Origin of the sequence: Candidatus Symbiopectobacterium sp. (assembly GCF_020054415.1) — a bacterium.
In the GTDB taxonomy this organism is placed as follows: domain Bacteria; phylum Pseudomonadota; class Gammaproteobacteria; order Enterobacterales; family Enterobacteriaceae; genus Symbiopectobacterium.
The window spans coordinates 1-7,351 of record NZ_JAHWCO010000064.1; the positions used below are offsets into that span (position 1 = coordinate 1).

General features: G+C 52.7%; 4 protein-coding genes and 7 pseudogenes. 1 reads left to right on the plus strand and 10 read right to left on the minus strand.

All coding sequences use genetic code 11. The annotated features are described in order from the left end of the window. Positions 1 to 141: 141 nt before the first annotated feature. From pcp to QZ506_RS02190, 10 genes and pseudogenes are all read right to left on the minus strand, one after another. Positions 142 to 720, minus strand: a pseudogene (pcp, locus tag QZ506_RS02145) (pyroglutamyl-peptidase I); the annotation flags it as partial. Positions 721 to 779: 59 nt separating this feature from the next. Further along, positions 780 to 1,479 (minus strand): annotated as a pseudogene (gene pxpA / locus QZ506_RS02150) (5-oxoprolinase subunit PxpA). Beyond that, positions 1,469 to 2,358, minus strand: a pseudogene (locus QZ506_RS02155) (biotin-dependent carboxyltransferase family protein). Before QZ506_RS02155 ends, pxpA begins: the two co-directional pseudogenes overlap by 11 nt. 29 nt (positions 2,359 to 2,387) lie before the next feature. Next, positions 2,388 to 2,882: pseudogene (pxpB, locus tag QZ506_RS02160) on the minus strand (5-oxoprolinase subunit PxpB); the annotation flags it as partial. After that, on the minus strand, positions 2,879 to 3,622 hold the full coding sequence (locus QZ506_RS02165) for a type 2 GTP cyclohydrolase I (RefSeq protein WP_291968723.1): 744 nt from the start codon (positions 3,620 to 3,622) through the stop codon (positions 2,879 to 2,881). The gene QZ506_RS02165 and the pseudogene pxpB, both read right to left, overlap by 4 nt. Positions 3,623 to 3,630: 8 nt before the next feature. Further along, positions 3,631 to 5,085, minus strand: a complete 1,455-nt coding sequence (phrB, locus tag QZ506_RS02170) for a deoxyribodipyrimidine photo-lyase (RefSeq protein ID WP_291968725.1) — start codon at positions 5,083 to 5,085, stop codon at positions 3,631 to 3,633. A gap of 22 nt (positions 5,086 to 5,107) precedes the next feature. Beyond that, positions 5,108 to 5,812 (minus strand): annotated as a pseudogene (locus tag QZ506_RS02175) (YbgA family protein); the annotation flags it as partial. Continuing rightward, positions 5,779 to 5,907 carry a hypothetical protein gene (locus QZ506_RS02180; protein WP_291968727.1) on the minus strand — a complete coding sequence of 43 codons (129 nt, stop codon included), beginning with the start codon at positions 5,905 to 5,907 and terminating at the stop codon, positions 5,779 to 5,781. The pseudogene QZ506_RS02175 and the gene QZ506_RS02180, both read right to left, overlap by 34 nt. A gap of 75 nt (positions 5,908 to 5,982) precedes the next feature. Next, positions 5,983 to 6,240: pseudogene (locus QZ506_RS02185) on the minus strand (DUF523 domain-containing protein); the annotation flags it as partial. Between the two features lie 207 nt (positions 6,241 to 6,447). Next, on the minus strand, positions 6,448 to 6,654 hold the full coding sequence (locus tag QZ506_RS02190) for a YbfA family protein (protein ID WP_291968729.1): 207 nt from the start codon (positions 6,652 to 6,654) through the stop codon (positions 6,448 to 6,450). Between the two features lie 383 nt (positions 6,655 to 7,037). On the opposite strand from QZ506_RS02190, the pseudogene QZ506_RS02195 reads away from it, so the two are divergent. Then, positions 7,038 to 7,214: pseudogene (locus QZ506_RS02195) on the plus strand (response regulator); the annotation flags it as partial. Positions 7,215 to 7,351 lie beyond the last annotated feature (137 nt).

Sequence of the window (7,351 nt, forward strand, 5' to 3'; positions counted from 1 at the left end):
CGCTGCTTGAGGGCCTTGTTATAAGAGGGCCAGTTGGTGATTTTAAAATTTTGTTTTGCCATGGAGACCTGATTTTGAAACAACTGTGGTGATCTGCTCCGATGATTACCCAAAAGTTCTATTTATTCAACAAAGCCCAACCAACGCCTCAGTTACCATAGCAATCTGCATTGATGGCTCCCCGGGATGGCGCGCCGACTGTAGCGGTGCATAAGGGATATGAACAAACCCACCGCTGGCCGCACCGGGACGCAATGCCAGCGCGTGCAATAAGCCGTACATCACATGGTTGCACACGAAGGTGCCTGCGGTGTGGGACACCGAGGCAGGAATACCCTGCTCACGTAATGCATTAACCATCGATTTGATCGGCAAGGTGGAGAAATAGGCGTCTGGACCACCGGCGATCACGGGAGTATCAATGGGCTGCTTGCCGTGATTGCCAGGGATACGCGTATCGTTGATATTGATGGCAACGCGCTCAACGGTGATCTCAGCGCGGCCTCCGGCCTGACCAACAGCAATCGTGCAGTCGGGATGATACTCTGCCAGCGCAGCATCGAGCTGCTGCAAGGCAAGGTCGAACACACAGGCTAACTGGCAGATCATCACCCGCGCACCGGCAATCTCACGCCCTTGTAATACCTTTACCGCTTCCCAGGAAGGTTTAATGGCTTCGCCATCAAAGGGTTCGAACGCCGTCACCAATACGGCTTTCATATTTTATAGTTACTCATGCGTTACGCCGCACTAACCTGAATCTGGTGTTCATTGAAACATTAACGCAACTTGCGCGCAAACAGCAGTGCATGATCGCAGTCGCCATGAAGACAAACAGTATCGGCCTCTACATCAACCTAGGTACCATCACTGGCCCGCACCCTGCGACGTTTAATCATCTCCAACGTTTGCGCCAGCGCCAACTCATCGCTTTTGATCAATGCGGCAGGTTGGTCGCGCGGTACCAGCGTGCCGTCCGGCAGGTAACCGCGATCGGCAAACACCTCCTGCCGAGTTGCCAATCCCAAACGCTGCCCCGCCTGAATCAGTTCACTTCCCGCGAGCCCTACCAACCGCAACGCCGTATTCACCGATTTGACCGCACGCGCAATCGCATCTGCCAGCATGGGATCGCGTGCAGCCTGGTTATACAGCATGCCGTGCGGTTTGACATGCGTCAGCCTGCCGCCTTCAACCGCTACGATCGCACTTAACGCACCGAGTTGATACACCACCTGTGCGAAGACCGTGTCTGCGGATACCGACATCGCTTTGCGGCCAAAACTTTCCCGATCCAGAAAGCTGGGGGTGCGCACCCAGCGCCACGCCGTAGCGCATCCCCCAACGCACCGACTGGAGCATAGTTTGGGCATCTCCTGCATGAAACCCGCAGGCGATATTGGCAGACGTGACTAACTGCAATAGCGCTTCATCATTGCTGCCGCCTTCACCTAGGTTGGCATTTAAATCAATAATCATTGAGCCTCCACACCAGTTGTTCCAGATAACGCCGCTGCGCCTGCGACGCACGCAGGGCGTCGTCCAGCGTGCAGGGAATGAAATGTATCGGTTCACCGAGCCGAATCTGCGCCAAATGGAATAAATCCGCGTCAATTACACAGGCAATGCGTGGGTAGCCACCGGTGGTCTGCGCATCTGCCAGCAACAAGATCGGTTGACCATTGTGCGGCACCTGAATCACCCCCTGCAGTACACCATGAGAAAAAAGTTCTCGCGGCGTTATGCGTGTCAATGCAGGTCCCTGTAGCCGATATCCCATACGGTTACTCTGTGGACCCAGTTGCCACCCCGTTCGCCAGAACGTGTCGCGCGCCTCTTCACTGAATTCATGATATTCCGGTCCGGAAAGCACCCGTACCCGATTACTGAACAGAATCTGCTTGATGCCCACAGGTTTATGCGGCTTGCGGTAGGCGGCCTTTTTCAGCGGAAGCGTATCAACATCCCGAAGCGGGCGACCAAGATAACCACCAAACCCGGCTTTCAAATCGGTACTGAGTGACCCGAGCACATCTGGCAGCACTAGACCACCAGAAATAGCCAAATAGCTGCGCATGCCCCCGGCGCGGCATGCGCAGCCTGAGCGTTTTGCCTGCTTTCATATGAAAGCGCCAGCCGGTACGGATCAGTTTTCCATCGAGCTCGGCGTGACTGTCAGCGCCCGTCAATGCAATCCAGCAGGATGACGTAAACGTCGCCGCGAATTTTCCAAGCGTAATTTCCAGCCCGGCTTCGGACATCGCGTTACCCACCAACAAATTGGCTATGCTTAGCGCTGGCATATCCAAAGCACCAGACTGGCTGATGCCGCAGATGATGACGCCCTGCATCCTGCACCTAAGTATGCAGCCCTGCATGAATGATCTTTAGCATAGGCCCTCAGGTTGCGGCACAAAGCGCACATTATCACCGGGGCGCAGCAACGTGGGTGGCTTCGCACTCTGATCGAACAGCGCAACTGCCGTTCTGCCAATCAACTGCCAGCCTCCGGGGGTTGCCAACGGGTAAATACCGGTTTGTCGACCACCAATACCGACACTGCCAGCGTGCACACTCAGGCGCGGCTCTGCATGCCGTGGAGTATGGAGGTGCTCTGGCAACCCCGCCAGATAAGGAAATTCCGGCTGAAAACCGAGAAAGTACACCACGTAATGCGCTGCTGCATGCGCCTCCACCACCTGATGAGGAGAAAGCTGGCAATGCTCCGCCACCTGCAACAAATCCGGACCAGCATCGCCGCCATACACCACCGGAATAGTGATATCCCTCGCTTCGATCGTTATCGACTCGCTCTCTTCCCACCAACGCTGCAAACGCTCGATAGCATCGCGTGCCGCCTGCTGTGGGTGGATTAACACTAGGCGGGATTGGGGATATCAACAAAGGTCACATCAAGCCCGTGCCGCTGCGCCAGCCACTCCCCCAGCGCCTTAATACCGCCACGCTCTGTCGCGTGATGGCCTGCCGCATAGAAATGCAGCACCATCTCGCGAGCGATATGAATCGTCTGTTCCGATACTTCCCCGGTGATGAACGCCTCCACGCCAAAGCGTGCAGCTTGCTCAATAAAGCCCTGGCCGCCACCTGAGCACCATGCCAACCTTGTTATCTGTGACGGTGCATTATCCCCACAATGCAGCACGGAACGCCCCAATCGCGTCTCCAGGCGCTCACGTAACGCCTCACCACTCACCGGCTGAGTCAGTTCGCCATAAGGCAACAGTTGCTCAATCTCACCCAACACGGTGATATCTAACAGTGCAGCCAGACAGGCGTTATTACCTAGCTCGGGGTGTGCGTCCAACGGCAAATGATAGCCATATAGGTTGATATCGTTCGCCAGCAATGTTTTTAAGCGGCGCCGCTTCATGCCGGAAATAACCGGAGATTCGTTTTTCCAAAAATAGCCATGGTGTACCAGTACTGCATCGGCCTGTTGAGCAACGGCCACATCCAGCAATGCCTGCGAGGCGGTTACCCCAGTGATGATCCGTTGCACGTTATCACGCCCTTCAACCTGCAACCCGTTAGGCGCATAATCCTGAAATGCAACCACATTAAGTTGCTGATTGATCACTTTTTCCAATTCGCTGTTGCGCATAACGCTCCTTAATATGCCTGATTCTGGCCTTTTTTCTGCAACGCTTTCGCAGCTTCAAAAGCCTCCAACGTCATTTGTCTGGCCTGCTTATGATCGACCATCGGCGTCGGATAATCCAACATGCATCCTTCCCGCTGTGCCCAGCGATGCTGCTGGTGAATATCACGCTCTGGCACCTCCGCCAGTTCGGGCACCCACTGGCGGATAAAAGTTCCTTGCGGATCGAAACGCTCCCCCTGCGTGGTAGGGTTAAAAATACGAAAATAAGGCGCTGCGTCCGTGCCAGTGGAGGCCGCCCACTGCCACCCGCCATTGTTCGCGGCCAAATCACCGTCCAGCAGTTGAGAAATAAAATAACGTTCCCCTGCCCGCCAGTCGATAAGCAAATCTTTTACCAGAAAACTGGCGCAGATCATGCGTAGCCGATTATGCATCCATCCGATACCGTTCAATTGGCGCATCGCGGCATCGACAATCGGAAAACCGGTTTTACCTTGTTGGCAGGCTGTCAGCGCTTTTTCGTCTTGTCGCCATTGTACCTGCTGCGTACACTCCACAAACGGGCGATGCTTACACAAACGTGGCCTGGCCACCAGCAGATGACGATAAAACTCACGCCATATCAGTTCGCTCAACCAGGTAAATGCCCCGCCGTCAGACCGCTCTAACAGATTGGGATGTTCTGCACGCAGGCGATTGAGGCACTGACGCGGGGAGATAACGCCCAATGCCAAATAAGGAGAAAGCTGGCTAGTGCCTTGCTGTGCGGGAAAATCACGCTGTTGGTCATAATCCGCCACTGTGGATTGGCAAAACTGGCGTAATCGTGCCAACGCGGCCTGTTCGCCCGCCGGAAAAAGCGTCTCGTCAACCGCCCGTTGAGGATAATCGAAGGGGGTCAACGCATCCAATTTCCCCACGTCTACATTAGCGCGCTTTTTCGGCGCAGGGAGGCAGGTAATCTCCATCTCCAGCAAACGCTGGATAAACGCTTTGCGAAACGGCGTAAAGACTTTGTACATCTCCTGTTTTCCCGTCACCAGGCTGCCTGGCGCCAGCAAAACGCTGTCATCAAACCCCTGACACACCACCTGCCCGTGCAATTTGGCTTCCAGCGCGCGATCCCGTTCACGTTCATTAATTTCGTACCGGTAATGATAAAACAGGTGCGAAACATGCTGCTTTTTACAAAATGCATAAACGGTTTCAACCGCCTGATGAAAGTCTTCACATTGTTGATAAAACAGAGGGATCCCTTTAGCGGCCAGTGACTGTTGTAATGCCTGGAGATTCTGTAGCAAAAACGTCGCCTGTCGCGGTGCCATACCGTGACCCTGCCACTGGCCTGGCGTAGCAATATAGAGCGCAGTAACCTTGGCATCAGCGTTCTGACATGCCGCGTGCAGCGCGGAGTGATCGGTAATCCGTAAATCATGGCGAAACCAGACCAGATGCGTGGTCATAACTGTTCCTTGCTGGAAAATATTAGTGGCCATAGCGTAAACGCAAAGCTTCGGGATAAGGGCCAAAGTAACGCTGCTGCGTCAGGTAATCATCAGGGTATTCGGTCATGCAATGACGCAACAGCGTCATCGGCGCCAGTAGCGGTTGCACACCTTGCCGATAGTGATCGATGAGATTAGCCAACTCCTGACGTTGTTGGGAAGTAAGATGAGGACAAAAGTACCCCTGAACGTGCATCAATACATTGGTATGGTTGCGACGCGATGCGGGGTGCGATAACAGGCGCATAAAACGCAGCCGGTATTCCGTGGCAAAGGCTTCCAGCGTCGGCCATTGCGCCATGCCTGCCACAAACGGGCACAGCTCTCGATATTCGGGCTGCGAGTGCGCCAGCAACAACAATTTGTAGCGGCTATGGAACGCCATCAGTGCGCCACGCGAGAGGCCCTGCTGCCAGATCTGCTGCAATTTATGCAAGGCATAGACCCGGGCAATAAAGTTTTCCCGCAGCACAGGATCGCTCAAGCTGCCATTCTCCTCTAACGGCAACCACGGCATGTGCCGTTTCAGCGCCTGAGCAAACAGCCCCTCTCCACTTTTTCGGGTATTTTTTCCCTGGCTGTCATACACCTTTACCCGTTCCATTCCGCAACTGGGGGATTTGGCACACAGGATAAAGCCGCACAGATCGCTTAACGATGCCATTTTCTGCTCGGAAAAGGCTTTGTTGAATAATAGGGAATAATGCTGTTATGACACGCCTGTTTTGGATTAAAATGCTGATCGCTCCGGGATGCATCACCACGCTCTGGATTTAACATACTGATTTTACATCAAGGGAATCCGCAGCCTTTATGGCTACGCAGCATAATATCTATTTATTCAACAAAGCCCTCGGAAAACGCAAGCATCTCATCGGTAACATCGATGCCAGAACCGTTGCTGGCACAGAGCCGAATACCTTGCTTACCCGCGTTAACCAGTTGCAGCGCGGGGCGCGGCACAGGTAATCCGACCGCCATTTCGTGGCATACCTGCTGAAAATGGCAATAAGGCGCTAATTGATCAAGAGCAAAGCGCTTATGCCCCCCGTCAAACCGTACTGGCGCACCGAGCAAACATGCACTTATTCCAACAGGAATAGGAGCTGACATCATAAACGCTCTCCCGTTTGTCAACATTCCCTCAGCATAGCGGATTTCAAGCGGCTACGGAGCACAACGACGAAGATCGAGCGAAAACAAAAACCAAAGTGTATCAGAGAGAAAAACAAAGGAATTAAAAAAACAGAGCTACTGACCGAGGGGGGTTTTGAGGTCAGTAGCGCACAATGATGTTTTTTTACTTACTCGCAGCGCAGCTTAGGAAAAATCACCGGCTGCCGCTTCTGATTGCGCCATCCGGACCGGCTGATCGCTTGTTTTCAACCAAACACGGTGCAGATAGCTGTAAAAGCGGGCGCGATCGGTACGAAACACCATCACAGGCAACGCCAGTAAACCGAAAGCAACAACAGCAACGCGACGCAGGAGAACTCGATACAAGGGATAAGCAGTATAAATCGACATAGAGATCCTCCTTCATCAGTGAGCAGCCACTGCAACGACATTGCTCACAAAATCAACATAACGATGAATAACTGCTAAAAATAGTACCACTTTTGCTGAAACTTTACTACTCATCGGACCAGAAAAAGATCGTGTTTTCGTCATTTTTCCCCGAACATTCTGTTAGTTAGTTACAAAATGGTTAATAAATTACATTTAATGTATAAATAAATGTTTCTTTTATTGGTTTTTTTACCGCTCCTGCTGCCCTGCTCTCTTTCCATCATCCGAAAGGCTTTTGTCGCAAACGCGCAGAAATATATGATAGCGTCATAAAGTATCATTTAACGTCGTGCAGACGGATCAACACACGCAGCAATCAGACAGAAGGAGTAGATGCCCTGATATCCGCCAGCGTTTTGATCATAGAAGATGAAAAAGAGATCCAGCGCTTTGTACGCAGCGCAATGGAAAGCGAAGTGCTACGCGTTTTTGATGCGCAGACCTTGCAACGTGGCCTGCTGGAAACTGCTACCCGCAAGCCTGATCTGGTGATTCTCGATCTCGGATTACCTGACGGGCTTTGTTGAATAAATAGATATTATGCTGCGTAGCCATAAAGGCTGCGGATTCCCTTGACGTAAAATCAGTATGTTAAATCCAGAGCGTGGTGATGCATCCCGGAGCGATCAGCATTTTAATCCAAAACAGGCGTGTC